Origin of the sequence: Achromobacter sp. F4_2707, assembly GCF_047501535.1 — a bacterium.
Taxonomy (GTDB): domain Bacteria; phylum Pseudomonadota; class Gammaproteobacteria; order Burkholderiales; family Burkholderiaceae_B; genus Yanghanlia.
Genome location: NZ_JAZDRJ010000005.1, coordinates 139,199 through 165,155, shown reverse-complemented (window position 1 = coordinate 165,155; position 25,957 = coordinate 139,199). Strand labels below are relative to the sequence as shown.

The 25,957-nt window shown below is 54.7% G+C and carries 26 protein-coding genes and 1 tRNA gene; 17 read left to right on the top strand and 10 right to left on the bottom strand.

Annotation, left to right across the window (positions count from 1 at the left end; genetic code table 11):
- Window positions 1-48 precede the first annotated feature (48 nt).
- The 3 genes from VRY85_RS06870 to VRY85_RS06860 all read left to right on the top strand — a co-directional run bounded on the left by VRY85_RS06870 (window position 49) and on the right by VRY85_RS06860 (window position 2,563).
- Window positions 49-840 carry an EI24 domain-containing protein gene (locus tag VRY85_RS06870; protein WP_414597865.1) on the top strand — a complete coding sequence of 264 codons (792 nt, stop codon included), beginning with the start codon at window positions 49-51 and terminating at the stop codon, window positions 838-840.
- On the top strand, window positions 837-1,631 hold the full coding sequence (locus VRY85_RS06865) for a competence/damage-inducible protein A (protein WP_414597917.1): 795 nt from the start codon (window positions 837-839) through the stop codon (window positions 1,629-1,631). Before VRY85_RS06870 ends, VRY85_RS06865 begins: the two co-directional genes overlap by 4 nt.
- A gap of 161 nt (window positions 1,632-1,792) precedes the next feature.
- Window positions 1,793-2,563, top strand: a complete 771-nt coding sequence (locus VRY85_RS06860) for an IclR family transcriptional regulator (RefSeq protein WP_414597916.1) — start codon at window positions 1,793-1,795, stop codon at window positions 2,561-2,563.
- Window positions 2,564-2,604: 41 nt separating this feature from the next.
- On the opposite strand, the gene VRY85_RS06855 is transcribed toward VRY85_RS06860, so the two are convergent.
- Window positions 2,605-3,579, bottom strand: a complete 975-nt coding sequence (locus tag VRY85_RS06855) for a tripartite tricarboxylate transporter substrate binding protein BugD (protein ID WP_414597864.1) — start codon at window positions 3,577-3,579, stop codon at window positions 2,605-2,607.
- A 443-nt stretch (window positions 3,580-4,022) separates the two neighbouring features.
- Between VRY85_RS06855 and VRY85_RS06850 the strand changes: the two genes are divergently transcribed.
- Window positions 4,023-4,616 carry a phasin family protein gene (locus tag VRY85_RS06850; RefSeq protein ID WP_414597863.1) on the top strand — a complete coding sequence of 198 codons (594 nt, stop codon included), beginning with the start codon at window positions 4,023-4,025 and terminating at the stop codon, window positions 4,614-4,616.
- A gap of 92 nt (window positions 4,617-4,708) precedes the next feature.
- On the opposite strand, the gene VRY85_RS06845 is transcribed toward VRY85_RS06850, so the two are convergent.
- Genes VRY85_RS06845 through VRY85_RS06825 form a run of 5 tightly spaced genes read right to left on the bottom strand, consistent with a single transcriptional unit; the run spans window position 4,709 to window position 8,597 of the window.
- The gene (locus VRY85_RS06845; protein WP_414597862.1) at window positions 4,709-5,746 is read right to left on the bottom strand and encodes a quinone-dependent dihydroorotate dehydrogenase; all 1,038 of its coding nucleotides are present in this window, start codon (window positions 5,744-5,746) and stop codon (window positions 4,709-4,711) included.
- Window positions 5,747-5,756: 10 nt separating this feature from the next.
- A complete protein-coding gene (locus VRY85_RS06840) occupies window positions 5,757-6,482 on the bottom strand; it encodes an arginyltransferase (protein WP_414597861.1) in 726 nt (241 codons plus the stop codon).
- Window positions 6,479-7,252: a leucyl/phenylalanyl-tRNA--protein transferase gene (gene aat, locus VRY85_RS06835; RefSeq protein ID WP_414597860.1), complete on the bottom strand. Its 774-nt coding sequence runs from the start codon at window positions 7,250-7,252 to the stop codon at window positions 6,479-6,481. The genes VRY85_RS06840 and aat overlap by 4 nt, the downstream gene beginning before the upstream one ends.
- Window positions 7,253-7,260: 8 nt before the next feature.
- Window positions 7,261-7,848, bottom strand: coding sequence for an NUDIX hydrolase (locus VRY85_RS06830; protein WP_414597859.1), 588 nt, complete (start codon window positions 7,846-7,848; stop codon window positions 7,261-7,263).
- Window positions 7,849-7,898: 50 nt separating this feature from the next.
- On the bottom strand, window positions 7,899-8,597 hold the full coding sequence (locus VRY85_RS06825) for a DUF2946 family protein (RefSeq protein WP_414597858.1): 699 nt from the start codon (window positions 8,595-8,597) through the stop codon (window positions 7,899-7,901).
- A gap of 276 nt (window positions 8,598-8,873) precedes the next feature.
- On the opposite strand from VRY85_RS06825, the gene VRY85_RS06820 reads away from it, so the two are divergent.
- The 6 genes from VRY85_RS06820 to VRY85_RS06795 all read left to right on the top strand — a co-directional run bounded on the left by VRY85_RS06820 (window position 8,874) and on the right by VRY85_RS06795 (window position 14,301).
- Entirely contained in the window at window positions 8,874-9,833 is a 960-nt protein-coding gene (locus VRY85_RS06820) for a Bug family tripartite tricarboxylate transporter substrate binding protein (protein WP_414597857.1), read from the top strand.
- A gap of 15 nt (window positions 9,834-9,848) precedes the next feature.
- On the top strand, window positions 9,849-10,529 hold the full coding sequence (locus VRY85_RS06815) for a 3-oxoacid CoA-transferase subunit A (RefSeq protein ID WP_414597856.1): 681 nt from the start codon (window positions 9,849-9,851) through the stop codon (window positions 10,527-10,529).
- Window positions 10,516-11,229, top strand: a complete 714-nt coding sequence (locus VRY85_RS06810; protein ID WP_414597855.1) for a 3-oxoacid CoA-transferase subunit B — start codon at window positions 10,516-10,518, stop codon at window positions 11,227-11,229. The genes VRY85_RS06815 and VRY85_RS06810 overlap by 14 nt, the downstream gene beginning before the upstream one ends.
- 78 nt (window positions 11,230-11,307) lie before the next feature.
- Complete coding sequence (locus tag VRY85_RS06805) at window positions 11,308-12,300, top strand: tripartite tricarboxylate transporter substrate binding protein (RefSeq protein ID WP_414597854.1); 993 nt, start codon at window positions 11,308-11,310, stop codon at window positions 12,298-12,300.
- A 133-nt stretch (window positions 12,301-12,433) separates the two neighbouring features.
- Window positions 12,434-13,393, top strand: a complete 960-nt coding sequence (locus tag VRY85_RS06800; RefSeq protein WP_414597853.1) for a hypothetical protein — start codon at window positions 12,434-12,436, stop codon at window positions 13,391-13,393.
- An 80-nt stretch (window positions 13,394-13,473) separates the two neighbouring features.
- Window positions 13,474-14,301, top strand: coding sequence for an SAM-dependent methyltransferase (locus VRY85_RS06795; RefSeq protein ID WP_414597852.1), 828 nt, complete (start codon window positions 13,474-13,476; stop codon window positions 14,299-14,301).
- 90 nt (window positions 14,302-14,391) lie between these two features.
- On the opposite strand, the gene VRY85_RS06790 is transcribed toward VRY85_RS06795, so the two are convergent.
- Window positions 14,392-14,754 carry a NirD/YgiW/YdeI family stress tolerance protein gene (locus VRY85_RS06790; RefSeq protein ID WP_414597851.1) on the bottom strand — a complete coding sequence of 121 codons (363 nt, stop codon included), beginning with the start codon at window positions 14,752-14,754 and terminating at the stop codon, window positions 14,392-14,394.
- A gap of 227 nt (window positions 14,755-14,981) precedes the next feature.
- On the opposite strand from VRY85_RS06790, the gene VRY85_RS06785 reads away from it, so the two are divergent.
- The 7 genes from VRY85_RS06785 (at window position 14,982) to VRY85_RS06755 (ending at window position 22,972) form a co-directional block, all read left to right on the top strand.
- A tRNA-Cys gene (locus VRY85_RS06785) sits at window positions 14,982-15,055 on the top strand.
- A 199-nt stretch (window positions 15,056-15,254) separates the two neighbouring features.
- Window positions 15,255-16,481 carry a tyrosine-type recombinase/integrase gene (locus VRY85_RS06780; RefSeq protein ID WP_414597850.1) on the top strand — a complete coding sequence of 409 codons (1,227 nt, stop codon included), beginning with the start codon at window positions 15,255-15,257 and terminating at the stop codon, window positions 16,479-16,481.
- A gap of 185 nt (window positions 16,482-16,666) precedes the next feature.
- Window positions 16,667-16,942, top strand: a complete 276-nt coding sequence (locus VRY85_RS06775) for a helix-turn-helix domain-containing protein (protein WP_414597849.1) — start codon at window positions 16,667-16,669, stop codon at window positions 16,940-16,942.
- Between the two features lie 50 nt (window positions 16,943-16,992).
- On the top strand, window positions 16,993-17,772 hold the full coding sequence (locus VRY85_RS06770; RefSeq protein WP_414597848.1) for a vWA domain-containing protein: 780 nt from the start codon (window positions 16,993-16,995) through the stop codon (window positions 17,770-17,772).
- Window positions 17,773-17,842: 70 nt separating this feature from the next.
- Window positions 17,843-20,014 carry a replication endonuclease gene (locus tag VRY85_RS06765; protein WP_414597847.1) on the top strand — a complete coding sequence of 724 codons (2,172 nt, stop codon included), beginning with the start codon at window positions 17,843-17,845 and terminating at the stop codon, window positions 20,012-20,014.
- Window positions 20,015-20,168: 154 nt separating this feature from the next.
- Window positions 20,169-20,498, top strand: a complete 330-nt coding sequence (locus tag VRY85_RS06760) for a hypothetical protein (protein WP_414597846.1) — start codon at window positions 20,169-20,171, stop codon at window positions 20,496-20,498.
- Between the two features lie 179 nt (window positions 20,499-20,677).
- The gene (locus tag VRY85_RS06755; protein WP_414597845.1) at window positions 20,678-22,972 is read left to right on the top strand and encodes a hypothetical protein; all 2,295 of its coding nucleotides are present in this window, start codon (window positions 20,678-20,680) and stop codon (window positions 22,970-22,972) included.
- 370 nt (window positions 22,973-23,342) lie between these two features.
- On the opposite strand, the gene VRY85_RS06750 is transcribed toward VRY85_RS06755, so the two are convergent.
- From VRY85_RS06750 to VRY85_RS06740, 3 genes are read right to left on the bottom strand one after another with little or no spacing between them, the layout of a single operon-like run.
- Window positions 23,343-24,317, bottom strand: coding sequence for an NnrS family protein (locus VRY85_RS06750; RefSeq protein WP_414597844.1), 975 nt, complete (start codon window positions 24,315-24,317; stop codon window positions 23,343-23,345).
- Window positions 24,314-25,108: an ABC transporter ATP-binding protein gene (locus tag VRY85_RS06745; protein ID WP_414597843.1), complete on the bottom strand. Its 795-nt coding sequence runs from the start codon at window positions 25,106-25,108 to the stop codon at window positions 24,314-24,316. The genes VRY85_RS06750 and VRY85_RS06745 overlap by 4 nt, the downstream gene beginning before the upstream one ends.
- Window positions 25,108-25,908 (bottom strand): ABC transporter permease, encoded by an 801-nt coding sequence (locus VRY85_RS06740; RefSeq protein ID WP_414597842.1) that lies wholly within the window; start codon window positions 25,906-25,908, stop codon window positions 25,108-25,110. The genes VRY85_RS06745 and VRY85_RS06740 overlap by 1 nt, the downstream gene beginning before the upstream one ends.
- Window positions 25,909-25,957 lie beyond the last annotated feature (49 nt).

Genomic DNA, 25,957 nt, shown 5'->3' with positions numbered 1-25,957 from the left:
GTCATAATGGCGATATCATACCGTCTGCCCCATCCAGGAGAGCATTGCATGAATGAATATCAGCTGACTGTGCACGACGACAGCCGTCGGCCCCAGGGCTTGGCTGCAGTTGTCCTGGCGTTCAAGCGTGCGCTGGCGTCGCAGCTGCACCCGAAAATGTTGATGGCGGTGCTGCTACCGTTCATTATCGCTTTGTTGGGTGCCATCGTTCTATTATGGGTTTTCTGGGAACCGCTAAACAATTGGCTGATGACACAGTCCGCTGATTGGGGTGTATTGAACACCATAGATGGCTGGCTGCTTGCCATCGGCTTGTTCTCTATCAAGCTCTACATGATTCCGCTGTTGGCGGCCGGCATTCTATTGCCGATGTCAGGCATTTTGGGGCTGGTTATCGCTGCGGTGTTCATCATGCCCATTGTGCTGGGGCACTTGGATAAATCCCCGCATTACCAGGGCTTGCGTCGCAATGGTCATAACGCCACTGTGCTGAGCGCCTGGAACGCCGTGTGGGTGGGCGGCCTGTTTGTATTGGGTTGGCTGCTCACCATGCCGTTGTGGCTGTTTCCACCTTTCGCCGTGTTGTTGCCGATTTTCTGGTGGTGTTTCGCTATCACTCGCATGCTGCGGGTGGATGCCGTGGTGGAACACGCCAGCGTCGATGAGCGCCGCTATCTTTGGAAGCGTCATAACCGCCAGTGGTGGTTGATTGGTTTTTGTCTGGCGCTGGTTAACCTGTTACCACCCGCCTGGCTCATCATGCCGGTGTTTTCGTCTCTGGTGTTTGCCCATTTCGGTATGGAAGCTTTGCGCCAGCATCGTTTGTCGGGAGTCTCATAATGCATCAGGATCAGCCCAAGATACGTCTCATCATCATTGGCGATGAAATTTTGTCCGGCAGGCGGCAGGATAAGCATATGGCGCAGCTCATTCAGTTGCTGGCGGCCCGTGGCATGCAATTGAACGCCGTGGAAATAATTTCCGATGACCAAGATGAAATTGCGGCTGTGTTGCAGCGTAGTTTCGCCACTGGCGACATCGTGTTTTGCTGCGGCGGTATTGGCGCCACGCCCGATGATCGCACCCGTCAGGCGGCGGCGCAGGCGCTGGGTGTAGGCATGGTGCTGCATCCCGAAGCAGAGCGGCTCATTACCGAACGTTGCGCCGATAATGAGCGCGCCGGTAAGGGCAGCGCCGATATGTCGCTGCCGGAAAACCAACTGCGGTTGCAGATGGGCGTTTTCCCGTTAGGCAGTGACATCGTGCCCAATTTCTACAACAAGATTCCGGGGTTTTTCATTCGCGATCACACGTTTATGCCGGGTTTTCCTGTCATTGCCTGGCCCATGATGGAATGGACGCTGGACCACCGTTACTCGTCTCTGCATCATCAGGTGGAGCGCGTTGAGCATTCTTTTGTCGCATTCGAAATGCCTGAGTCCCGAATTACACCTGCTCTGGAAGAAGTTGAAAGGCGCTGGCCGGGGGTGACGGCTTTCAGCCTGCCCAGCATGGGTCAGGGCAGGCCTCATCTTGATCTCGGTGTCAAAGGCGAGCCTAGCGCCGCCGCGCAGGCATTAAGCTATCTGCGTGAAGAAGTCCTGCGGCTAGGGGGCGAACTGAACCCTTGAGCCCTTTGATGCGGGCCTGATGCCTGGTGGGGCAGACAAGCGTAGCGGGCTCGTGTATATTTCACAGGGTAAAAATGCTGCGTCGCATCATAATGCGAGGAACCATGAACTCTGCCCGCCTTGAATCCCTGCCCGCCCGTGAATCGAGTACCTCTCTTCAGATGAATGGCCCGCAAGTGGCAATCCAGGTGCTGGAGCGCGCCATGCGATTGTTAGATGTGCTGGCCATGCATTCCGAACCTGTGGCCCTCAAGGAGTTGGCTGCGGCAACCGGTTTGCACACTTCCACGACTCACCGCATTTTGAACGACCTTGTGGTTGGGCGCTATGTAGACAGGGTCGACAGCGGCATGTACCAATTAGGCATGCGGCTGCTGGAACTGGGCTCGCTGGTGAAGCGGCGTTTGAACGTCCGCGAAGTGGCTCTGGAACCCATGCGCGAGTTGCACCGCCTGACCGGGCAGACAGTGAACCTGTCTTTGCAACAGGGCGATGAAATCGTTTATATCGAACGCGCTTGGAGCGAAAGTTCCGGCATGCAGGTGGTGCGCGCTATCGGCGGCCATGCGCCCTTGCACCTGACCTCCACAGGCAAACTGTTCCTATCTGTAGCAGAAAGTCGGCAGGTACGCGCGTATGCGGTGCGCACCGGCCTGGCAGGCACCACGCGCAACAGTATTACCGATGTCGAACGGCTGGAGCGTGAGCTGGCCCTGGTGCGGCGGCATGGCTATGCACGCGATAACGAAGAGCTTGAGTTGGGCGTGCGCTGCATCGCAGCCGGCATACATGATGACACCGGCAAACTGTTGGCGGGGCTGTCGCTTTCGGCGCCGGGCGACCGGCTGCGAGATGACTGGATACCCCTGTTGCAGCGCGCCGCGTTGCAGATTTCAGAAGCGTTGGGATATGAAGGGGGGGCGTCGGCCTAAAGCCGCAGCCGCCCCCAGCCCCCGGTAGGCGAGGCCTGACCTTATTGCGGTTCGATACCTGCTTTCTTGAAGAGATCAGCCCATTGCGGAACTTGCTGATTTACGTGGGCAGAAAGCGCTTCAGGGTTGGCGCGATCAGCCAGAAGATTCGCGCCCAGTCCGGCCATGCGTGTCTGGAAGGCTTCATCTGCGAGACCGGCCTTCAAGGCTTCTTGTAGTTTATCGAGTGCGGGTTGGGGCGTGCCCTTGGGTGCCCATAGCCCGTGCCAGATGCCAATTTCAAAGCCGTCATAGCCTGCTTCCTGCATGGTGGGCAGGTCGGGCAGGGTGGGGACGCGTTCCTTGCTGGTGACTGCATAGGCCTTGACCGTTCCGGCTTTGATGTGCTGTGACGTGTTGGTGGTTTGGTCACAGAGAATGTCGACCTGCTTGCCCAAAAGGTCGTTAATGGCCGGGCCGGTACCCTTGTACGGGATGGTGAGCAGGTCAACGCCGATGGCGTTAGAGAACATCGTGCCGCATAGATGGCTGGCGGCGCCAATGCCCGCGTTAGCCAGCGAGACTTTATCCGGGTTGGCCTTGACGTAGTCGATCAGCTCGTTGATGTTTTCGGCTGGGAAGTCGGACCGGGCGATGATGGTCATGGGGACATCAAGTACCAGGCCGATGGGATCAAAGCTGTCTGAGGAATAGCCGGGGTTCTTATACAGAGATTGAGCAGTTGAGAACCCGATGTGCATCAGCAGCATGGTGTAGCCGTCGGGCTTGGAGCGTGCGACGTGGGAAACTCCAATCGTGCCACCCGCACCCCCCTTGTTTTCAACGAGAACGGTTTCACCCAGAGTGGGACGCATGGCTTCGGCCAGAGAGCGGGCGACGGTATCAGTGGGACCACCCGCAGAGAATGGGACGACCATGGAGACCGGCCGTTCAGGGTATTGGGCGGCGGCTGTTCCTCCAAACAGGGCGGATCCAAGAATGAGAGCGGTAGTCAGCTTCAGGGTGGAATTCTTCATAGTATCGGCTTATTTTTCCTGAAATTATGGTTGAAGGCAGCCCGACTTTAGTTTTTGGCTTCGCCGGAATGCCTCGGCCATCATGGCCACATGATGCGTACGTTTTGTAACAAATCATGTACACTGTTGATACTGCTTAGGGAGTCAGGCTGAAAAGTGCGGTTGTAAAGAAACGACTGTTACCGCACCACCCTCTCTCCTGGGTCAAATGCTAAGGCAAAAGTTTTCCGTTTGTCCTCGGGGGTAAACCCCAGATCGTCGGTGAGAAAGCGCAAAGTTTGCTATTTAGCAAATCCATTCCCTTTGTCAGGATCTTGTAATGTTGCGGCGCAATAATTTTCCTTGACACGAATTTTGTGTTAGGTAAAATAACAATTGTGCGGTGCAACAAACGCTCCCACACTACGGGCGCTAGCCCCTTATTAATCAGGAAAGGAACTCACATGAGCGCGGTCCCCCAACAAGTACTCGTCAACCAGAAAGCCTCTGTCGATAATCTTCTCGCATTCCAGGAAGCGGTATTCAATGGTTTCGAGAAGTTGGTCGATCTCAACCTCAAAGTCGCACGTGCTTCGCTCGACGAAGCTGCCCAGAAGGCTCAAGAAGTTCTGGAAGTGAAAGACGTTCAAGAAGCCGTTAACTTTGCCAGCAGCCTGGCGCAGCCCAACACCGATAAGGTTACGGCTTACGGCAAGCACGTTTACGACATCATCTCCAGCCTGCAATCCAGCCTCACCAAGCTGACCGAAGAACAAGTAGCTCAGGCTCAGCGTCAAGTAGACGAAGCCATTGAGCAACTGGCTAAGAACGCCCCTACGGGTTCTGAAGGCGCCGTGGCGCTGATGAAGAGCACCCTGGCGACTGCCACCAGCGCGTACGAGTCCGCAGCCAAAGTAGCACGTCAGGCCAGCGATGCTGCTGAATCGAATATCGCAGCTGCTACCAACGCTACTCTGAAAGCCGCGAACGAAGCTGCTGAAGCCACCAAGACTGCCACCAGCACCCGCGCCCGTCGCGCACCTGCTGCTGAAGCCTAAGGTACTGCAGAGGCCGGCTTAAGCTGGCAACTGCACTCAGCCTGCCCGGATACTGGTAAAAATTACCGGTGTCCGGGTTTTTTTGTGGCGACTCAGACTGCTTGAACACACTCGCCGACCAAGGCCGGGCCGCGGTAGATCAGGCCTGTGTACAGCTGCACAGCATCGGCTCCTGCTTCAATTTTTTCGCGAGCCTGCGCACCTGAAAGAATGCCCCCTACGCCAATAATGGCCATGTCGGGGCCCAGTCGTTCTCGCAGTCGCCGTATCACGGCCAGCGACAACTCATGCACTGGCGGGCCGGATAAGCCACCGCTTTCATCGGCATGGGGCAAGCCCTGTACTTTGCTTCGATCCAACGTGGTGTTGGTGGCGATCACGCCGTCCATGCCGAAGCGAGGCAAGAGCTCTGCAATGGCGTCTATTTGTTCAGTTGAGAGGTCTGGAGCGATCTTTACTGCCAAGGGTACAAAGCGGCCATGGCGGTCAGCTAACTCTTCGCGACGTTGCTGCAAGGCCGACAACAGGGTGGTGAGCTCATCGCCACCTTGCAGAGCGCGTAAATTGGTGGTGTTGGGCGAAGAAATATTTACAGTGACGTAGTCGGCATGCGGGTACACGCCTTCCAAGCAGGTCAGGTAATCGTTGACTGCTTCCTCAATCGGCGTGGCAGCGTTCTTACCAATATTCAGCCCTAAAATGCCGCCTTCTTGCCTGAAATTGCTGCGCCGCACATTGGCGATGAAGGCATCCAAGCCAAGGTTGTTGAACCCAAATCGGTTAATAAGCGCCTGCGCACGTGGCAGCCGGAATAAACGCGGTTTGGGGTTTCCGTCCTGAGGGCGCGGCGTGACCGTCCCGACTTCAACGAAGCCAAATCCCAATGCGGCCAGTGCATCGATATGTGCGCCATTTTTGTCCAGGCCCGCTGCCAGACCGACCGGGTTACGCAAAGACAGGCCCATCAGCGTGCGTGGGCGGCTTTGTGTGGTGGGCAGTAGCAACCGGCGGGTATGGCGGCAATCGTAAACCTGTTGCAGGCGTCGCAGAGTGAGTTCGTGAGCCGTCTCGGCATCCAGCGAGAACAGGGCCGTGCGGGCCAGAGGGTAAGCGTTGAAAAACAGGGACATTGAGAGGCAATTAGGGTGAAGGAGGGGACCAGCTACCGGCGCGCAGCAGTTCATACGGCTGGAAAGCGGACTTATAGGTCATTTTACGACTTTCCTCGATCCAGTAACCCAGGTAAAGCCACGGCAAGCCGGCCAGGCGGCATTGTTCAATTTGCCAGAGTATGGCCCAGGTGCCGAGGCTGCCGGAGGCTTCGGGTTCAAAGAATGTATAAACGGCTGATAAGCCATCATTGAGTACATCGATTACCGACACCATTAGCAGTTGCCCCGACGTCGCGCGGAACTCGACCAGACGTGTTTCTACCCGGCTGGTGAGCAGGAACTGCTGATACTGGCTTTTCATGTCGTCATCCATGCCCGCGCCGGGGTGGCGATGGTGTTGGTAGCGCTGGTAGAGTTCGAAATGCTCATCATCCCAGCGCAGGCCGGTCGAGCGAATATTGAGTGTTTCCTGGCGTTTCCAGCAACGCCGCTGGCTGCGGGTAGGTTGGAAGTGCGCGACATCGACGCGTATCGGCCAGCAGGCAGAACAGGCGTCACAATGCGGGCGGTAAGTAAATAACCCACTACGGCGGAAACCCTGCTGCACCAGCTCGCTGTATAGGTCGGCATCAATCAAATGAGTGGGAGCGGCCACCTGCGAACGGGCGGCCCGATCGGGCAGATAGCTGCAGGGGTATTCCGCTGTGGTGTAGAACTGCAGCGTTTTGACGGCGAATTCCTGTGGGTCACTCATGCCTCATCCTTGCTATGTCGCGGGCGCTCGGCCTGCTGTGGCCGGAGCTGCCCGTCATGGAGCAGCCGCCCGGCCTGCCACAGTGGGGCGGGGCGTTGTATGGCCTCACGCATCAATGTCAGGAAGGCGGCCCGGCTCATGGTGGTGGCGCCCAGACTGCTCAGGTGGGGTGTGTCCTGCTGGCAATCCAGGTGAGTGATGCCATGGCGAGCCAGAAAACGCACCAAGTAGGCTAGGGCAATTTTACTGGCATCGGCAGACCACGCGAACATCGATTCTCCAAAGAAGAACCCCCCCAGATTGACGCCGTAGAGCCCGCCAGCCAGTCGGCCGTCTACCCAGGTTTCCACACTGTGTGCCTGCCCCATCAAGTGCCATTTGCTGTAGGCATGAATGATGCGGTCGGAAATCCAGGTGCCTGATTGGGTGGCGCGTGGTGCAGCGCAGGCGCGTATCACATACTGGAAGGCGAGGTCGGTCGTCACGATAACGCGCTCTTCAGGGCTGTCTTGCAAGCGGGCCATTTGCCGCAGTTTCTTGCCCAGGGAACGCGACTCCTTGAAACGGGCGCATTCCAACACCATACGCGGGTCAGGGCTCCACCACAACACGGGGTCGCCTTCATTGAACCACGGGAAAATTCCCTTTGAATAGGCCTCACCTAACCGAGTGACTGATAAGTCGCCGCCCGCAGCGAGCAGCCCGTCGGGTAGGGCGCGGTCTGGGTCGGGGAGCGGGGTGTCAGACTCCAGCCAGATCAGACTGTTCACTTCCACGCCTATTGCGAGTCGGGCTCGGGGAGATCGTAGTGGTGGATGGGGAAAACTCCCGACTGGGCGTCTTCGACATAATGCCGCAGGGTAGAGCTGACAGTCCGAAACGACAATTCGTTCCATGGGATGTCTTCCAGGCGAAAGAAAGCGGCTTCCAGGCTTTCCGGCCCTGGGTATAGCGCGCTGCTGGTGACTTTCGCTAAATAGAAGAAATGGACTTGCTCTGCCTGTGGGACATCAATAATGGTGTAGAGCTTCCCTAGTTCTATCTGGGCGCCGGCTTCTTCCTGTGTTTCCCGCATGGCGCCTTGCGCCGTGGTTTCACCCAGCTCCATAAAGCCTGCCGGCAAAGTCCACTTGCCGTAACGAGGCTCGATAGCGCGGCGGCAAAGCAGCACGCGATCGCCATATATGGGAACAACGCCAACAACGTTACGAGGGTTCTGGTAGTGAATCGCCCCGCATTGATCGCAGACATCGCGCATGCGATTGTCTTCGGGAGGAACACGCCGGGTCAGGGCAGTGCCGCAAACGGAACAGTAGGTTTGTGTCCGGGGGGCTGGGAAATAAAAGGTCGGCGCTGGCGAAGTCATGGAGAAATTCTAACGAAATCCTGGCGTTCGGGGGAAACAAGCGGTCAGGGTCAACCGGAAACCGGTGTGTCGGGCCCCTGAACGGGGCCTGCAGAACCTGGCGGCGGTTGGGGGTGACGCCGAAAATGCAGCGCGTCTTCCAGCGAGCTCTGTGCGCCCGATAGCAAAGGAATCGCTTGGGCGGGAAAGCCCTGGACACTGTGTGATTGCAGCAGTAGCGGCTCCCCTGTCTCCAGGCAGCGCGCCAGAGCATCGTGAATGTCGGTGTCGGCGGGCAGCGATGCTGTGGCGCTTGCCGCGGGCTGCAGAGCGTCAAGCAGGGCTGGCAGGTCGCGCCCCTTGATCAGCGCAGCCCCCCGGTCGGTATCGGCAAAGAGCCGCCCGTTTTCATCCAGATGCAGCGCCCGCACCTCGCCGATATCCAGGCCCGTGTGTGTGCGCAGTTTGAGACGCCCGGAACGGGTGTCAGTCGTAGTGTGCACAACGAATGGCGCCGCATCGAGCCGTACATAAACGCGCTGCGGGCCGTTCTGGAAATACCATTGGCCAAGCGCGTCGGACGCATAGTTGCGATTCATGAAGGCGAGGATCTGCGGGCTGGTGATTTCTTCGCCGGGGGCTTCTGGGTGCTGCAATGCATCGCCTTTAGGGTGCAAGCGCCATAGCCCCGCTTCCGAAAGCGACAGCCAACCATAGACAGCCGGCACATCCGGCCAGCGCGCCATTGCTGCAATGACTTGTTCGTCCATGAGACTCAGGGAAGAAATTGTACGTAAAGATCATAGCACCACTCAGGTATGAGACATGGGTCTCATCGGGACAGCCATATCGTAAATATAGGGCTTATTCATTCATCAGACTGAAAGAGAGGCTTCAGAAAAAGGGAATGGCCCACAAGCATGGAGACGCACATAATGAAATCGGAATGCGGTCTTGATGAGAAAGAGCGCTTTATTACCCTGGTACTTCGACTCTCGGCATGTTGCGAAAGGCGGAGTCTTGAATCGAATTGAGAGGAATACATTATGAAGCTAGCCAAGGCGCTACTCCTGTCGCTCGGTCTGGTCGCAGGCAATGCTGCTTTTGCAGCTTGGCCTGAAAGGCCTGTCACCATCATCGTGCCTGCTTCAGCAGGGGGGACCACTGATATTGTGGCCCGTATGCTCAGCGAGAAAATGGGCAACGACCTGGGGCAGACCGTTGTGGTTGAAAACCGTGCGGGTGCTGCGGGCATTATTGGGACACAGGCGCTGGTGCGCGCCAAACCCGATGGCTACACGCTGGTGATGGGAAATATCGGCCCGAATGCCATCAACTACAGCCTTTATGATTCCCTTCCTTATAAAAAAGAAGACTTCAAGCCCATTACGCTGGTGATCTCGGTTCCCAATGTGCTGGTGGTCAACGAGCAGACGCCTGTTAACTCGGTCCAGGAACTCGTTGAGTACGTTAAGAACAACCCGGACAAGCAGAATTTCGGTTCCTCTGGTAAAGGGCAGTCTCCCCACATGTCTGCAGAAATGTTCCTGCAGCGTACAGGTCTGGAGGCTGAACACATCGCTTACAAGGGGGCGGGCCCCGCTGTGACTGCCCTGCTGGGTAACCAGTTCACTTTCATGATTGATAATCTGCCCAGCTCTTTGCCTTCCATACAGGCAGGCAAGTTCAAGGCGCTGGCTGTAACCAGTGAAGAGCGTGTGGCTGAGTTGCCCGATGTGCCTACGATGAAAGAGGCCGGGGTGGACAATATGGTGGTTACTGCCTGGTTCGGCCTGCTCGCTCCGGCGGGAACGCCCGATGATGTGGTAGATAAACTGTATCAATCAGCCAAGAAAGCTCTGGAAAGCGACGATATCAAAGCTAGATTTGCCAACATGGGTGGTAAGCCGGGCGGCAATACCCCGGCGGAATTTGCCGAGCTCATCACGAATCAGCAGAATCAATGGGCCGAGATTGTTGAAGCGGCCAATTTGAAGATGGACTAGTACAAAGGCAAGAGCATGATTAACAAGATTCAGGCTTCTCGGGTAGAAGCCTTAAGCATTATTCCCGATGGGGCGAGTGTCATTGTCGGCGGGTTTGGCGATGCCGGCATCCCTTTTGAGCTGCTAGACACCCTGCGGGAGCTCGGAACACGCGATCTCACCATCATTAGCAACAATGCCGGCACGCGCGATGTCGGCATTGCCGGCCTGATCAAGAATGGTCAGGTTAGAAAAATTGTGTGTTCGCATCCACGCCCGCCTCAATCCGAAGTATTCGCCGAAGCGTTTCGTTCGGGTCAGCTTGAGCTGGAATGCATGCCGCAAGGTACCCTGGCAGAGCGGTTACGGGCCGCTGGAGCCGGCCTTGGGCCATTCTTCACACCGACGGGTTATGGCACCTTGATGGCTGAAGGCAAGGAGCAACGTGTGATCGATGGGGTAGGCTATGTACTGGAGCAGCCCTTGCATGGAGACTTTGCACTGATCCGCGCACATCAGGGAGACCGTTGGGGCAACCTTACATACCGCTGGGCGGCGCGTAATTTCAACCCTGTGATGTGTACGGCTGCCGCTCACACAATTGCCCAAGTCGATGAAGTGGTTAAGCTGGGGACCATTCCCCCCGAACATGTCATGACTGCGGGAATTTTTGTTCAGACCGTTGTACCTGTGGAGGCCCAGCATGTCCGCGCTTGAAACGAATACTCACCAGGCGTTGAGCCGGGAGCAGATCGCCATGCTGGTGGCGAGCAGCTTGCCTGACGGCGCGTATGTCAATTTGGGGATTGGCATGCCCACCAAAGTCGGCGATTACTTACCGGAGGATAAAGAAATTATTCTCCATAGCGAGAATGGCATTCTTGGCATGGGTGGGGCCGCTACTGGAGACCAAATCGACCCTGACATCATTGACGCCAGCCGTGTGCCCATTGTGCTGTTGGATGGCGCGTCCATTACTGAACACACCAATTCCTTCGCCATGATGCGCGGCGGTCATCTGGACTATTCCATCCTGGGTGGCTTCCAAGTGGCGATGAATGGCGACTTGGCCAATTGGATGACCGATGCCGAGAATGCGATTCCAGCAGTGGGCGGAGCCATGGACCTCGTGGTGGGCGCCAAACAGGTGATTGTGACGATGGAGCACAATACTCGAGACGGCCAAGCTAAGCTGTTGCAACAATGTAGCTATCCTCTCACGGGTCTGAAAGTTGTCGATTGGGTGTATACCGATCTTGCCGTGCTCAAACCTGTGGGCGATGCTTTCGAGGTCTACGCATTGGTGGAAAACCTGAGCCTAGAGGAGTTGCAGAAGCGGACAGGTGCGCCGTTGCGCGCAGAAGCGCCCAAGGTGATAAGGCTGAACAATAAGGGCGTGCCCTTTTATGGCGCTTGAAATCACATAATTGGGCAATTTAATTATTTGCAACTCACAAATGCCCGCTGCTAGGCGGGCACCATATTGGAGACAAAGATGGCAGTAAAAAAAACAAAATTTGCGTCCAGGCTGATGTTGGGCCTCGGTACGTTGTTAATGGGGGTTTCTGTCAGCGTGAATGCGCAGGCAGATAACTTCCCTGATAAACCCATCACCTTGATGATTCCGTACCCACCCGGTGGCAGTGCTGACATGCTGGCGCGCCCCGTCGCGGCCAAAATGCAGGAGGAGCTTGGCCAGCCTGTTGTACTTGAGTACAAGCCTGGTGCCGGCGGCACGATCGCCACAGCGCAATTGGCGCGCTCCAAGCCCGACGGATATACGGTGTTGATGGTGCTGGCTGCCCATGCCATCAACGACAGCATGTATGGCTCGCTGACTTACGATACCGAAAAAGACTTTGCGCCGGTCACCATGCTGGCAACCCTGCCGCTGCTGGTGGCGGCACCACACAAGACACCGGCAAATAATATTCAAGAGCTGATTGATTACGCCAAAAAACACCCGGATGAGTTGACCTTTGCTTCCGCAGGGAATGGCAATACCAGTCATTTGGCTGCCGAACTGTTCAAGAAAGAAACCGGTGTGGAGATGATGCACATCCCTTACAAGGGGAGTGGTCCTGCTGTCGTGGCCTTGCTGGCGGGCGAGGTGTCGCTGATGTTCGACAGCATCTCGACATCGGCGCCTCAGGTCGCGGCTGGCAAGCTCAAGGCATTGGCAGTAACCGGCGCTAAGCGCTCCGCCATATTGCCGGATGTTCCAACGGTCTCGGAATCAGGTCTTCCGGGTTTTGAGATCGACGGCTGGTACGGCATTATTGCGCCGGCCGGTACGCCCGATGCGGTGGTGAATAAGCTTTACGAAGCATTCACATCGGCAGCTCAAGACCCGGAGATTCGTGAGCAGCTCGGAGGCTTCGGCTACGAAGTGGTGGGTACGCCTCCCCATGAGTTCAAGGCGCACATCAGCCGCGAAATTCAGAAGTGGAAGGTGGCGGTTGACCAGTCAGGCGCTAAGATCGACTAGACTTGAAAGTGAGTTTTACAGGCCGGCAGCGAGGCTGCCGGCCTGTTTTTTCACGTGTGCTGTGTGGGGGGCGGCAAGCCAGTTTCTCGAATGAGATAATAGGGCACAAATCAAATGCCCTACACGGGAAATTATGCGGCACAAGGATAAAAACACCTCTACCACTTGTTCATCCAAAGGTCTGTTGGGGCCGGGGGCGGATCCCGCCTTCGCCCCGCTGGCCGACCCCGGCATCCGTCGGCGGGTTTTGATGGCGCATCTGGTCACACATAGCAAGCAATCCGTGCAGCGCTACGTCGGGCGCCCTTTGGGGCGGGTGCTGTTGCGGCGTTGGATGCGTGACAAAGCGGTTAGCACTCATGTGGAATCGTTTGGCCTGCCGCGCCATATTGTCGAAGAAGTGTTGGGTGACGAAGGGTTAACTTTGCATGTTGACCCGCGCAAGTTGATTCGCATCGCAGTTCATGCACCACGCCGTGTCGAGAAGCGGCCTTCGTCGCTGGCTTTTATTTGGGAAGGAACGTGGGACCAACGGCGCGAGGATCTGCGCGTCGGCACGCGCTACCAGTTGATTCGTGAGTTGGATGCCAACCGTCATCAACTAGAACGTACGGAAAGGTTTCAGCAATTGCTGGCTTGCATAGAGCAAGGCAAGCCCTGGGGCTCGCATCAATTGGGCGTGCTGCTCGATACGCCGGAAAAAATTCGGGCATATTTGCAGGTGTATATTGATTTTCTGGACGACATGGCCGTTAATGGTTTTGATCCAGATCGCGGCAAAGACCCGATCGGGGTGGCCATCTCCCGTGAAGGTAGCATTCTGAAAGTCAACCGTGGCTTGCATCGCTTGGCTATGGCTCAACATCTTGGCTTGCCCACAGTCCCAGTGCAGGTGCGCCACGTGCATAGGGTATGGTGGAATCAAGTCACCGAAGGTGTAACGGGCGAAGCGGCACTCAGAAAAATGCAACAAGCTCTGCAAACGTGTCAACCTGAGGAGTGTCCGGGGCCGCTGGATGAAGACCCAGAAGTCAGTTTGCCGCCTGATTTTTGGCCCGCTCCTCGCGTGCCAGCGGCAAGTCGTTTTAAATAAAGAAAAACAGGGTGGAGTCAGCGCTGACGTGGCGCTGCGGTTACAAGATCGCAATCACCCACACACAGGAGAGACAGTTAATGATCACTTCACGCAAGTTTCCCATCGCCGCAGCCGTGTTTGCGGTTTCCCTGGTAAGTTCGGCCTGGGCGGACACCTCTTCGGTCGAAGCCCCGTCCCCCGAGTTCGAGCCTACGATCGGGCAGTCCGGGAAAGATGTCATCTGGGTTCCCACGCCTCAGCAGTTGGTGGACCGCATGCTAGACATGGCCGAACTTACACCGCAAGACACGCTGGTGGATCTGGGTTCTGGGGACGGTCGTACGGTGATATCCGCTGCTAAGCGCGGCGCGACAGCAAGGGGAATCGAATACAACCCTGATATGGTGGCACTTTCTAAAAGTGCTGCCCTGCGTGAAGGGGTGTCCGATCGCGCCACATTTGAGCAGGCAGATATCTTTGAATCCGATTTTTCGGATGCAACTGTCGTGACGTTGTTTTTGCTGCCCGGCCTGAATCTGCGGCTCAAGCCCACACTCTTGGATATGGCGCCCGGTACTCGCGTGGTGTCCAACTCTTTCACCATGGGGGATTGGGAACCCGATGAAACGGGTGAGGCCGAGGGTTGTACCAACTATTGCATTGCCTACAAGTGGGTGGTGCCAGCCAAGGTAGAAGGCACTTGGACAATGCCTGACGGGCAGTTACAGCTCACTCAGACTTATCAATTCTTTAAAGGGGCGCTCACTCAAGGTGGCACCACAACACCCATTACCGAAGGGCGCCTGGATGGCGCTAATATCAGCTTCAAGGTGGGAGATGTGGCATACACCGGAAAAGTATCCGGGCAGACTATGCAAGGCCAAGCCGAGGGGCAAGCCGCGTGGGCTGCCAAGTTAGCGAACTAAACGCTGAGCGTATCTTAAGGCGGCTTCGCCCTGCCGTTGCAAGCGCTGGGCGAAGCCGCCTTTTTCAATAGTGCCGGCGTTACACCGCTTTTAGCGGACGATGCGGACGGAATCGACTTCTATTTCTGGCGCACGGTTGCGGCCGGTGTCCACCTCACCGCGCAGTTCGACGGTTGTCGTTTCGCTTACTGGTTCATTCGGCATGTCATCGTCGTCAATCTCTGCAATGATTTCGCCTGTGCCATCAGAGAACACATATTTTTCATTCCCTGTTTTGCGCAGCAAATGACCGCGCAACACGACATCCTGATCATCTTTCGGGGCTTTCAGGATGGCGTCTACAGAGGCTGCCGGGCTGTTTGCTGGGCCCGTGTACTGAGCCTGAGCCGAGAATGCCCACGAGGCCCCAACCACCGCTAGGGCGACTGCCAGTGTTCTGTTCTTCAATTGCATGCGACTTCCTTTGTAGATGGGCGGCTCAGCAGTCGAGTCCCCCTGTGTTAACTTTTTAATCATATCAACCGCACCCTCTACAGTCGTAAGATTTTGTACGCAAGAGTCGTGTACTTTTCGGTGGCATTCGAGCGTCAAAAAATTATTCAGCCCGTCATTAATTGTGTATAATCGTGGATTGTCTTGGTGCAGTACAAGCTATACAGGCTTGCGAGTGCACAGGCAATGGCGCAATGGCAGAGTGGTGATGCAGCGGATTGCAAATCCGTGTACGTCGGTTCGATTCCGGCTTGCGCCTCCAGATTCGAAAGGCCGGAAACCTAGCATTCATGCGGGTTTCCGGCCTTTTCACTTTCCAGGCCAACCAGAATAAAAGCGCCACTCACAGCATAAAGTGGCAAGAATGATGGCAAGAGCCTTACTGGTCACCAATATTAGCAATTGCTAAATCATGCGGAATCCTCCTTTGGAAATCATTTTTCAGATGAGAGAATTTCAGCATGGCTACTGTTACAAAAAATAAATCTGGCTCTTGGAAAGGAGAAGCTCGTCTAACGCGCGGCGGCGTGGTCGTGTTCCGCGATACCCGAACATTCGATACCAAGCAAGAAGCACTGACATGGGCAAAAGAGACAGAAGCCCGTGCACGGGGCGTCTTCACAACAGGTAAGGCAATGCCTACGCGCATGACCTTGCGCGAAGCAGTCGAAGCATGGGAAGAGGATGTAAAGACCTACATTAAGAGCGCCAGTGAGGCGACCCAAAAGAACACCAGGTTCCAAGCCTTTACGAAGTCTGTCGAGAAAGGGAAGACGCACCGAAAACTATGGAAAGCCAGCGCACTAGCTGATAAACCACTCAGCACAATCAGCCAAGCAGATATTGAGCACTTCATTGATGACCGCCGCGATGACGAGCGTTCAGATTCGACAATTCGGAACAATCTGCACTGCCTAAACCAACTCTACCAGCACGCGGCGGCGGGCACCCGACCGGACCGCCCTGCAGGCTGGAAGTGGCAGATCCATAGCCCGGTAGCGGCAGCGTCAAAAGCACGCGAATTAAGATCATCAGGACAGCGTAACCGCCGCCTAATGCCCTCCGAGCTTGATTTGATATTGCGAACATTCGAAAACATGAAGCAAGCCCAAATCCGCGCACCAGAGAAAGAAGGACGTCAGTTTATTGATGTAAAGGTGCCAAGCAACAAAAAAATCCTATCTTTCGAAGCTGACGATTCTCTTATATACATTCGAGCGGCTTTTGAGGCTGCAATTGAAACTGCCCTCCGAAAGGAGAAACTATTCAAGATCTGCTGGCGATGGGTTGACCTTACCCCTGGACAAGAGCGCATTATTTTTCCAGCGGAAGAGTGGGGCTCAGCAAATAAGGGCGTTCCCAAAATTCTTTCTATGTCGCTGCGCATGGTAGAAATTATCAAAGAGATCAAGCAGATAAAGCAAAACATCAATTTAGACGAACCTATCTTTCACCCCCTTAAACCCGCACGGGTCTGGCGCTTACTAAACTTCGCATGCGAAGCATTAGACATTGAAGATTTCCGCTGGCATGATCTACGTCATGAAGCGTGTTCACGCCTTGCTGAACGCGGTTGGACAGCAATAGAGATACAAGCAGTATCTGGACACAAGACGCTTGCAAGCTTGCAAAGATATATTCATGTAGATCAAAGGGCGATTTATAGAAAGATGCGTGAAGCAGCTTAATCAAAAGCACCCCATCAACCGCCTAAATGGCGGTTTTTTTATTGCCTAAAACCCAATGTGAGGAACTGAGCTAGATTCGTGCGCTTAATCCGACGCCGAAAAATACATAATAACCTGGCCGTCGCATTCATTTCAAAGGGGATATATGGCAGAATTAAATCATCAACAAAAACCGAGGAATAGAGATGAAACTAATCACATTGAACGAAGTAGCTGAAATTCTCAGAATGAATCCGCAATCTATTCACAATGTTCTAGCTAGAATTCGTGCTGGAAAAGCCGAAAAAAGCGATGTTCCGCCGTTCTTAAAGATCGGTGATCGACTAGTTGTAAAAGAGCGCGATTTCCAAGAGTGGCTAGACAGCAAGCTGATACCGCTCGATTACACGCCTGCTCCCAAGAACAGAACTGGACGACCGCGTAAGAAGATTGACCTCACCGGCCGCATCTCACTGTCTTAATATTCAAACGACTTAACACCACCAAAACCATTTAAATAAAAGGTATCAACATGAAAATCACATCTATTGCAACAGCGCTTCTGCTGACATTCGCTACCACTATCGCATCAGCTCAGATGCGCCTGGTAATACCACTCTCACTCGCTGACTCTAGTTCAACGAGCGCCACAAACGAAAGTGAGCACGAATCACTTGAAGAAACCGTAGTGTTTGATTTAGAACGTTTTCAAGACCTTGAGGAAACGCTTAAATATCGCTTTGAGTTAGAGGCAAAAAGCGGAATTGATTACAATATCGCTGTCATCATTGATACTTCTGCTAGTACTGAAAGCATTGCGGAAAATCAGTTGGCATCTGTCAATAAATTGATTGACACGCTTATGTTACATGATGGTAATGTAAATTTTACGATAGTATGTTTCGATTCTGGTGCAACCTCGAGAACTTATATGTTCCTTAATCGTAATGTATTGCCTAATATACACCTTTGTCCGGCTAGGGGTAACACGAATTACTCGGCAGGTTTTTTATATGCCGAAACGGAATATGAGCAAATGAACCCTTATAATCCCAACGCTGAAAAAATTACATACTTTTTAACGGATGGATATCCCAATTTATTTATTGATCACATGGGGGGCATACAAGGGCCGAAGGGCGTGTTCAATCCCACTGAACCTGCATACCAGAAGGTGTGGGCAAAGTCGCTTGAAGCAGCGCAGCCGCTTCTCACGGGTACCAGCATGCATGGTATCAAGATGATTGGCACAAAAGTCGAGACGCTTGAGGATTTTGACAGCGCCGGAATGGAAGAGCGCTTTACCAAATAAGAAAAGCCCCGGGGACTAGCCGGGGCTTTATCCGCACGTATGCGGCAATATCGAATGAAACGGATTCGACATGACTCAAGTATATACACCCCTCTCTTCCGAAGCAAGCGTTTTCCGGTCACTAGAAGAAAAACTAAACGACCCTCGCGCCCGCCCCCTAGCGGCACAACTTCGAATCACGCGTGAAATCGGGCTACACCGCTTCGTGCGTAGACTGTCAAATACAGACACCGGCGCAGACTACACAGAAGAAGAAATTGAATCAGCAAAGACCGTTTTAGTAAATGAAGCACGCCCACTGTTTCATAACCGGGCAAATCATCTAAAAGCGAACCTGCCGACGCGACACGGCAAAGCGCTTGAGCACGCGCTAAAGTCAATCGCTAGCAATGATATTGTTGATGACATCAGAAATATCGATAAGACGCTGGGCACCATAGAAGATCAAACAAGACTTGACCTGCCCGCCGTCGATGCCAACTTCTCTGATTTTCAGCTAAGAGCAAGCCAGGAATCTGATAGATACCAAAAAAACTATCAACAATGGATGACGATCAAGGATGACGGCGCCGCTAACAAGCTCTTTCAGCATGACCTTGAAAGAGTGCAGCGCGTCACAGGCTGGACTAAGCCCCGCGACATGGACGCTAATAGCTTCTATGCACGCGCCAGCACTGAAAAGTTTTGGCTGCGTCATCTACAGAAGCAAGCTAACAAATCATCACTTCAGCTTGCACGCACCCTTCAAATCCTTGGTCGCGGTAAAGCTCCAGACGGCGGACCTCGCGCGGCTTATTTGCCATGGGATCTAGCAAACCGAAAGCATGCGCAAATCGACTTAACGCAGGACTGGATGAAGCGTACCGTCATGACAAGCGGTTCAGGGGAGCAGCACACGCTTTTCGATATTAACGAAAAAGCGAAGCAACGCCAGCTTGCTGAGCTTGATATTCGCGCAATCGCAATGCACGAAATCCACACCGAAAAAGGCATGTTGCCTTTCTTAGTAACCCTCACATGTCCATCACGTTTTCACAGCACTATCACAGTAGGAAATAAAAAAAAGAAACGCAGCATCCCAAACCCGCGATTTGACTCGACGTTAACTGCGCAAGACGGAGCAAACCACCTTCAAAAAAACTGGACTAACTTTCGCGCCCTCGCGCAAAAAATCGCCGGGCCTGGAGGCTGGGGCCACTTCGGCGACATGGAAGGACATACTGATGCGACGCCACACCGTCACATCCTGATCTACTGTCAACAAGAACACGAAGAGCTCATGCACGCAGCCATGTTGCACGCGTTCTTACTTTCAGATTCACCAAACGAGCCCGGCGCACGCAAGCACCGCGTACGTTGGGAACGCGTGCGTAGCGACGGCGGAGCAAAGAAATACATCACCAAAATTCTGCGCTACATAACAAAAACATTTAATGGAAAGCTAACGAGTGAAGCGCTGTATGCGTCATCTATCGGGCGTCGCGCGTTCACAATGATGAAAGATCATGTCGGAATCTGGCGCGGCCTGAGAGCGATTCAGACGCCCTACAAGAAAAAATCTTTCTCTTTTGAAGCTGACCCCATACCCACTGAACTTTTGCCCGCCTGGGCTGCCTCGCGCGGTTTAGATCAAGTACCGGAGCGCTATAGCGACGAACTGCGCGGCAGCGTTACGCGCCCGACGCACTACAAGACTTTCCTTCAATCAATCGCAGTAGAGTATCGAGCAGCTTGGCATGAGTCTGATTTCTTTAATACAGAATTATCTGTGCTGAATCACAGCACAGGAGAAGTTATCTCAATCACAGCTCACGAAGAGTTTGATGAAATGATGTATTTCTCTGATGATGAACTTGAGCTTCTTGAACGAAAAACCCGCAAGCTCAATCAGTTCGGGGAACCCCTGATGCCAAGTGGCGGTGCCGCAAGATCGCCGCTATTGATCAGGATTGATGACATGACGAGTGAAGTTCATTTCGTCAGACGCGATATCGTCAAGTGGAGCAAAGAGACACTATCAAAAGAAAAGACAGAAAGGAAAGTAGAGAAGTTTCTTAAAGATATGATTTCTTCTTTTCGCGCAGGGTTACAGTTATCTATACAGAGCCAAGCCGCCGCAGGCGGCGCTATTGCTAGCTTTGACGATAACTCGCTTGAAAATTCAGAGCAATTAAACCATCCGAGCACGACTAAAAGACAAACTAAGCTCATACCACTAAAATTGTTTGAAAATCCAGTCTAACCACCGGGCTTCAGATCGTTTTCAGCACCCATCACACAAAAAAATAATCACTTATTGCGAAAGCAAGAAATGGTGGTGAGCGGGCTACGTGAACTTTTTTTGAATAACTTGAGTCATAATAAGCATCATCAACTTCTCAAAAAAGGTATTCAAAATGAATAATCAAATTCAAACTCAAGTTCAGCAAGCTGAAAACCAAAAGAAACAGCGCACTCGCTTAACCCCTGCCCAGCAGATCCAAGCAGCGAAGCAAGCTTTAGCAAGAGCACAGCAACGCCAACGCCAACATGACACACGCTCCAAAATCGTCTTAGGCGGGTTAATTATGAATTGGGTTCGCAATGATCCCAGCGCCGCACGAAGTGTGCTAGCACACATGCGTAGCGCGAAGCTGCGTGATCAAGATATCCAAGCGCTACAAGACATTCATGACGAACTAGCGCAAATAGTTAAAGCTGCACCCAGCAATACCACTTCGCATTAAGCAATACCCCCGGCACCCCGGCCTGAGGCGTAGCCGAGTCATGAAGGGCGCACTTAGCACTCGATTTCATCGAGTACAGTACGCCAACGCTGCGCTTGGATCGCCAACCACCCTTCGGGGTGGTGCGTGCCGCCCCCACTTCGTGGGTCCCCCTGCTCAACCATTAGCGGTGCAGTGTTATGAGATACGCGAATAAGTTTGAAGAAGAGCAAATCCGACGCGAGTTCGCAAAGGCAGCGCGCGCCACAGATGCTGCTAGCGAAAGAGCAAAAAGAAATGCTGCTCGCTCAAGTAAAAGCGGAACATGGCGCTTACCTGTGGCTTTCAAACGCCGCGCCCCCTCATCTTCATCTCAATTTCACTTCAATCGAAAGTACAGCAATCGCAAAGGACAGGGCGGACGCTTTACGCCTACATCCGCACTACGTAAGATTAGATACGACTTCGGAATGGATGAGCGTGATGATGGTCGCGTTGACTTCATACACGTATCACACTCGCACAACACGCCACGCCTCGCACTTGACCCCGAACTTGTAGCAATTGAAGCTGAACGCACAGCAGGCAGGCAAAGCAATAGCCGCCAAATGTCGCATGACACAATAGCACTGCCAGATAGAATGACTACAGAAGGCAGGCGGAAGCTAGCTATAGAGATATCAGATGCTATTCGAGAAAAAATGGATGGGGTGCCAGTCTTCTTTGCTATCCACCAGCCCGACGCTGGCAAAAGAAATTGGCACATGCATTTAAGCCACCCATTACGCGAGATCATATCAACAGGCGATGACGGTTTTAAAATGGGGGATCGCATTCTATATGAACAGCGACCCGCCATTAGAGCTGCCGCTGGACTGCCAAAAACAAATCATTCTGAATTGCGTCAATTACGAGCCAGCATCGCGGGACTAATAGCCGACGCCCTCGCAAAGGAAGGCATGCCACACCATCACTGCGAAAGATGGCGCCACGGACATTTGCAACTTCATCAGCAAGTAGAAAAAGCAGCCGAGCGCGGTGACGTTGATTTTGTGCTTGATCAGATGTACAGAGACCCAACGAAGAAAGAGGGCCTGGACACATCTAAATGGAAGGGCGGCTCAGATGATTCACGTAGAGATGCAGCCATTCTGCACAACCATGAAATCAAGAGAATGACAGGTATCGAAGTACCTCAGTCAGAGCTAGTAACAAAAGCCGCAGTTCAATACGTCTTAACCCGCGCAGAAAAAGCAAACATCAAAGACCCAGAGCTACTACGCCAGCTCATGCGCGACCACGGCATCAAGATGAGCTGGAATCAAAACAAACAAGGTAGAGCCTCAGGCGTATCTTTTCAGCTTAGCGACGGCCCCAAGATCACTGGCAAGAGTGCCGGCGCTTCGCTGCCCACTATCAAGAAGCGCCTAGGGCTGCCTAATACGTTTAAAGCACCTCAAAGGCTCAGACTATCAGAAGAACAAAAAGAAGCATACAGCGCCGCTCTAAAGTCAATTCCAACTCCTAAACATATATCAGACATATCAGCAGCACTACGAATACGTACAGCTAACGATCTCATGACTAAAGCAGAAGCAGTAGCAGCACCACCGCCGCCCCCACAGGCGGCCCCGGTCGCCGCGCCCGCGCCAGCGGCGCAGCAGGACAAGCCGCGCCCAAAACGCAAGAGCAATGACCCCGCTTTCAACAAAAAGCCCGTTGTTGCAACTACCGCGCCCAAGGGCGCAGGGACGGCCAGGGCCGCCCATGGGGCGGCAACAACCCCACCAAAGGATAAAGATAAGACTATGAACGTAAACAAGCTATTAGAAGAACTTTCCACAATTCAAGATGAGCCAGCCGCGATTGTCGCTACACAAGAATTCGTGAGCCGTGGCCCACTAACGCGTAATCAAGTCGCGCTGCTTATCGAGGAATGGGATAACGAGGAAGCTACCAAGAGCGGCACTTTCGACGGCCCACATGCGCTCGCCCTGGAACGCCTAGAACGCTTAGAGAAGGAGCTACGCCGTCACCGCCAAGAAGAACCTGTTCATAGAGAAACGCGCACTACATGGCTAGGGCGTCGTGTGGAGGTTGAAAGCAGGGCGCACAAATTCTGGAAAACAGAGCTCGAGTCTCGCTCTCGGATAATCGAAGAAGCAAAGAATGAAATCAAAAGGATCGAAGCCCACGTAGCAACACGCAACGATCTAATCGAACGCCTGCCAGCACTAGAAGCAGCACAAGCTGCACGTCACCAGGAAGCAGCGCAACACGCTCAGGAACGCGCTGAGAGCGATTACAGCGCAGCTCTTGAGACCTTAAGAGGAAGCAAAGAAGGATGGCGCAAGGAGGCAGCAGCACGCACTATCAACCGTCTACTAGAAACCCACCCACACATTCGAGAGCAAGAACAATCCAGACGACGGGCTGCAGCACAACATATACGCTCTGGACAACCAGCACCAGCCACGCGTCAGCGCCACAGATAATTCCACCCCGCCCGACGCTGTGCGGGCAGGGCGGCTGAGTACGTACCTCTACTTCCCATTAACATTCGCCAAAAAATGGTGGCAAGAATGGTGGCAAGATGCGACACAGACAAGGTTAGAAGTCATTAGAGAGAAGTAGGGGAATTTAGCGCAACCACTTGTTTTTCCAGCGAAAACGGATAAAATCCATACTGGATTCCGTCATAAAAAGAAATTGCAAATCCGTGTACGTCGGTTCGATTCCGGCTTGCGCCTCCAAATGAATAAAGGGCTTACGCTTAAGGCGCAAGCCCTTTTTTTTCCGGCTAGGGCATCTAGATCGTAACGATGCCCAGCGCGATCACGACATAGGCACCCCAGTGCCGCACCTTCAGGAAATCTTGTCTGCCGTATGCCCGGCGTCGCGCTGCATCGGTTCCTGGCAGCCCACCAGGCCATCGCTGCGCGGGCCGGTCAATACTGGCCAGGTGACCAGCAAGTAGGTGGCAAAGCAGGCGGCCCACATCATGCCCGATACCAGCAGCAGGGTGGCTGTCCAGGCGGCGGCGTAAAAGCCCGCGATAGCGCGCAGCAGCGTGGCCAATACCAGAGTCATGGCGGTAAGCGGCAGCCAGATGCGGCGATCCAGCCATAGCCCCGCGTGAATGCGCCCCACCATTGCCATGATGGTGAAAATCGACAGCCCCATGGCTCCGGCCATCAATACGTGCCGTCCGGCCGAAGGCAATAGCGGCGCGCCCAGCCAGGCGGCGCCCATCAGCCCGTAGCCCACCGCCACCAGCCAATAGAAGGCATACATCATTAAGGCCCAGCGATTGAAGAGCGGCCTGCCTACATGCCAGTCGTTCAGCAGGTTCAGCATGGCGGCGGCAGCGGCCAGGGCCGTCCAGCCGGTGATGAGGTTGTCGCCCAGCGAAAATTCCGCCAGGCTGCACAAACCAACGCAGACAATCGCCAGATTGAACAGCGCCGCTGGCCACAAGCCCAGCCAGGCAGGCCATAAGCCGCTCAGGGCGTATGCCAACCTGGCGGCTACCCACAACATGGCCAGGCGCGCCAGCCTGCGGTGGCTTACGGGAGCTGTGTGGGTGAACTCCGGGATGGCCGTCAGCACAAAACCGGCAATTGACGCCGTTACAAACCCGAAAATCATTTCGTGGCTGTGCCACAGCATGCTGCCGCCAGGCATGACATCGGGCATCAGGCCGCGCAACATCAGCAGCCACATGGCCATCATGACTACCGCGCTGGCCGCCGTCAGCACAAAGAAGGGCCGGAAGCCGCACATGAAAACCGGCCATTCGCCACGCAGGCCGCTGCGCAGATCGAGGAGAGGGGTTTTCAAACGGAGCACCCTCCATGGCGCGGCGCGTGATCGTGCAATTCAATCTTGGGAAGCTCGCCTTCCATCAGCCCAAAGCCAATGCGCACTTCGTCCAGTTGCATCAGTTCGTCGGTGGTCTGGTGAATCCAGGTGCTGGTGCGCTCTTTCGCGGGAGTATGCAGCTTGAATTCGCGCACTATGCGGCCTGGGTCGGCAACCATCATCAGGATGCGGTCCGCGAGGCGAACAGCTTCCATGAGATCGTGGGTAATCATGAGAACGGCGGTGCTGTGCTGTTGTATCTGTTCAGCCAGCAGGCCGTAGAGTTCCAGCTTCAGGCCAACGTCGAGCGCGGAAAATGGCTCATCGAGCAATAGAAGATCTGGCCGCGTAACCAGTGCGCGGGCCAGGGACACCCTGCTTTGCATGCCGCCGGAAAGTTCGTGGGGATACTTCAGCAGGTCTTCCATGGAAAGCCCCATGCGGTGTCCCAGCTCGGCCGCCTGCTTGCGGCGCGCCGCCTTGGGCAGCCGCTGGGCTTGCAGGCCCAGCGCGATGTTGTCCAGGCCGGTTTTCCAGGGCATCAGGCGCGGCTCCTGAAATACACAGGCAATGCTTCGGAAGGTGGAGCGCATCTGGATTTCAGAAGGAGTCAGCAGCCCGGCAACAATGTGCAGCAAGGTGCTCTTGCCGCAGCCCGAAGGCCCCACCAGCGCCAGTGTTTCGCCAGCGTGTAAATCCAGCCCCACATCGGCCAGCACTTCCTTTACGCCATAACGGTGGTACAGGTGACTGATGGTCAGTCCGCTCATCAGGCCGCCTCCGTGCGCCAGCGTTCCACATGGCGTTTGACGGGTTCCAGAACCAGATACTCAACCATCAGCAGCAAGCCCAGCACGGCGATGATCCAGCCCATCGAAGTGGCGGTATCAAGCTGCGCCCGCGAGACCGCCATGGCGGCGCCCACGCCATCCACAGTGGTGAGAAGTTCGGCCATGATGACGACTTTCCACGACATGCCCAGGGCTGTGATCCAGGAAGGAAACAGGTAGGAAGTAACGTGCGGCAGGTGGACATCCGTCACCATCATCCACCATGGAAGGCGGAACGAAGTGGCCATGTCGCGCAGCTTGTTATCGACTGTGCGCGAGCCCTGCATGGCGCCGGCAAAGGCGATCGGGGAACAGGCCACGAATACGGTGAAGACAGGCGTGGCGTCGCCCATGCCGAACCACAGCATGGCCAGCACCAGCCAGGCAATGGGCGGCATGCCCATCAGCAAGGTGATCAGCGGGCGCGACACCATGGCGGCGGTCAGTGAACGGCCCGCCACCAGCCCCAGCATGGTTCCTGCCGCCAGAGCCAGCCCCAGGCCGTATAGGGCCCGCCTGGCGGAAATCATGAGTTCGGGCCAGGCCAGGCCGGTGTCGAACATATTGCCCAGTTGCGACAGGGTGGCCACCGGCCCTGGCAGAACGAGATCGCCATAGACCTGGCCACCGAGTTCCCACAGTGCGCAAAACAGCAGCAGGCTGGTGATGGCGCCCCAGCCGCTCCATAGATAGGCCAGCGCGGCAGCCAGTGCGCCGCGCAGCCGTGCGGGCAGGCTCATGGTTGCGGCCCGTAGAATGCTGAGTCTGGAAGTTTGTTGCCTACGGTTG

Coding starts and splice junctions, on each gene's coding strand:
- VRY85_RS06870 (WP_414597865.1), top strand. CDS start 49: ATGAATGAATATCAGCTGACTGTGCACGACGACAGCCGTCGGCCCCAG.
- VRY85_RS06860 (WP_414597916.1), top strand. CDS start 1,793: ATGAATGGCCCGCAAGTGGCAATCCAGGTGCTGGAGCGCGCCATGCGA.
- VRY85_RS06855 (WP_414597864.1), bottom strand. CDS start 3,579: ATGAAGAATTCCACCCTGAAGCTGACTACCGCTCTCATTCTTGGATCC.
- VRY85_RS06850 (WP_414597863.1), top strand. CDS start 4,023: ATGAGCGCGGTCCCCCAACAAGTACTCGTCAACCAGAAAGCCTCTGTC.
- VRY85_RS06845 (WP_414597862.1), bottom strand. CDS start 5,746: ATGTCCCTGTTTTTCAACGCTTACCCTCTGGCCCGCACGGCCCTGTTC.
- VRY85_RS06840 (WP_414597861.1), bottom strand. CDS start 6,482: ATGAGTGACCCACAGGAATTCGCCGTCAAAACGCTGCAGTTCTACACC.
- VRY85_RS06830 (WP_414597859.1), bottom strand. CDS start 7,848: ATGACTTCGCCAGCGCCGACCTTTTATTTCCCAGCCCCCCGGACACAA.
- VRY85_RS06825 (WP_414597858.1), bottom strand. CDS start 8,597: ATGGACGAACAAGTCATTGCAGCAATGGCGCGCTGGCCGGATGTGCCG.
- VRY85_RS06820 (WP_414597857.1), top strand. CDS start 8,874: ATGAAGCTAGCCAAGGCGCTACTCCTGTCGCTCGGTCTGGTCGCAGGC.
- VRY85_RS06815 (WP_414597856.1), top strand. CDS start 9,849: ATGATTAACAAGATTCAGGCTTCTCGGGTAGAAGCCTTAAGCATTATT.
- VRY85_RS06810 (WP_414597855.1), top strand. CDS start 10,516: ATGTCCGCGCTTGAAACGAATACTCACCAGGCGTTGAGCCGGGAGCAG.
- VRY85_RS06805 (WP_414597854.1), top strand. CDS start 11,308: ATGGCAGTAAAAAAAACAAAATTTGCGTCCAGGCTGATGTTGGGCCTC.
- VRY85_RS06800 (WP_414597853.1), top strand. CDS start 12,434: ATGCGGCACAAGGATAAAAACACCTCTACCACTTGTTCATCCAAAGGT.
- VRY85_RS06795 (WP_414597852.1), top strand. CDS start 13,474: ATGATCACTTCACGCAAGTTTCCCATCGCCGCAGCCGTGTTTGCGGTT.
- VRY85_RS06790 (WP_414597851.1), bottom strand. CDS start 14,754: ATGCAATTGAAGAACAGAACACTGGCAGTCGCCCTAGCGGTGGTTGGG.
- VRY85_RS06780 (WP_414597850.1), top strand. CDS start 15,255: ATGGCTACTGTTACAAAAAATAAATCTGGCTCTTGGAAAGGAGAAGCT.
- VRY85_RS06775 (WP_414597849.1), top strand. CDS start 16,667: ATGAAACTAATCACATTGAACGAAGTAGCTGAAATTCTCAGAATGAAT.
- VRY85_RS06770 (WP_414597848.1), top strand. CDS start 16,993: ATGAAAATCACATCTATTGCAACAGCGCTTCTGCTGACATTCGCTACC.
- VRY85_RS06765 (WP_414597847.1), top strand. CDS start 17,843: ATGACTCAAGTATATACACCCCTCTCTTCCGAAGCAAGCGTTTTCCGG.
- VRY85_RS06760 (WP_414597846.1), top strand. CDS start 20,169: ATGAATAATCAAATTCAAACTCAAGTTCAGCAAGCTGAAAACCAAAAG.
- VRY85_RS06755 (WP_414597845.1), top strand. CDS start 20,678: ATGAGATACGCGAATAAGTTTGAAGAAGAGCAAATCCGACGCGAGTTC.
- VRY85_RS06745 (WP_414597843.1), bottom strand. CDS start 25,108: ATGAGCGGACTGACCATCAGTCACCTGTACCACCGTTATGGCGTAAAG.
- VRY85_RS06740 (WP_414597842.1), bottom strand. CDS start 25,908: ATGAGCCTGCCCGCACGGCTGCGCGGCGCACTGGCTGCCGCGCTGGCC.